At 59.7% G+C, this 1331-nt stretch carries 2 protein-coding genes; both read left to right on the top strand.

What is annotated here, in order from left to right:
• Window positions 1-73: 73 nt before the first annotated feature.
• Window positions 74-1072: an IS110 family transposase gene (locus AX703_RS21975; RefSeq protein ID WP_082734746.1), complete on the top strand. Its 999-nt coding sequence runs from the start codon at window positions 74-76 to the stop codon at window positions 1070-1072.
• A gap of 51 nt (window positions 1073-1123) precedes the next feature.
• The coding region (locus AX703_RS28560; protein ID WP_231735657.1) for a hypothetical protein at window positions 1124-1331 on the top strand (208 nt) is incomplete at its 3' end.

Here is a 1331-nt window from a genome sequence, read left to right as displayed (position 1 = left end):
CATGTTATGGGATGGACGCCTCCCGTCTTCCGGGCACCATAGGTGTCCAACCAAAAGGAGGAAGGCGATGACGATGGAAATGTTAGCGATCGACTTGGCGAAGCAGTCGTTCCATCTACACGGGATAGATGCTGACGGGGTGGTGGTCTCACGCAAGGTGAGTCGTGCCAAGCTCGAGGATGCAGTGGCTGAACTTGGTCCTGCAGTCGTCGCCATGGAGGCTTGTGCGAGCGCCCACCATTGGGGGCGACAGCTCGCAGCGGCCGGTCGTCAAGTGCGTCTGGTAAACCCCAGATTCGTCAAGGCGTTCGTCCGCGGCTCCAAGAACGATGCTATCGATGCGGAGGCGATCTACGATGCAGCTTCGAGGCCTACTATGCGCTTCGTGCCAGTGAAGACGACCGAGCAGCAGGATCTTCAATGCCTACATCGCGTGCGTGAGCGGTTGGTCGTCCAACGCACCTCGCTCATAAACCACGCGCGAGGGCTTCTCGCCGAGTATGGCGTCGTGCTGCCCAAAGGTCCGTGGCGCTTCCGTCAACAGGCTCCTGCTGCGGTAGCTGAGGCTGATTTGTCCGAACTTGCCCGCGAGCTGTTTACGGAGTTGATCGATCAGCTCACCGACGTAGAAGCCCGCCTCGCGAAGCTCGATGCCAAGCTCGTTAGCATCTGCCGCGAACATGCCGCATGCCGTCGGCTTGCTGCGTTGCCGGGCGTCGGGCCGGTGATCGCGACCGCGCTCGTCGCAGCGGTGGATGACGGTCGACATTTCCGCTCAGGCCGCGAGCTCGCCGCCTGGATCGGATTGGTCCCAAGACAGTATACGACCGGAGGCAAACCCAAGCTCGGCGGCATTGGCCGACGCGCCAACCACTACCTGCGCAGACAACTCATTCATGGCGCGAGGGCAGTGATCAGCCGACTGGCTGCGAAAGACGATCAACGATCAGTTTGGTTGAAGGGAATTGTCGCTCGGGCGGGCTTCAACAAGGCGCTCGTGGCGCTCGCTAACAAGACGGCCCGCATTGCTTGGGTTCTGTTGGCGCGGAAGGAAGAATATCTGCCGGCGTAACGGCGCCATGCAAACGAGGTCTGTCCTACAGCGATTGCGAGGTGGATACTGATGGTGCAACGGCATGGGCCGCCGCTTCGAAGCCTGATTTTCGACAAGGCCATCAAGGCCGATCATGTTATTAGGCAAGAAGTAGCGGACTCCCATCAAGGCCAGAAGCCTAACCGCTTCAACCAAAGGCCGGATAGATTCATGCAACCCGAGCCAACTGTACCGATCAGAATCATCTTGCGGCGGGAGGCGTCCATAGATTGTCGAA

It is taken from the genome of Novosphingobium sp. CCH12-A3, from assembly GCF_001556015.1.
In the GTDB taxonomy this organism is placed as follows: Bacteria; Pseudomonadota; Alphaproteobacteria; order Sphingomonadales; family Sphingomonadaceae; genus Novosphingobium; species Novosphingobium subterraneum.
This window is presented reverse-complemented; position numbering and strand designations above follow the sequence as displayed.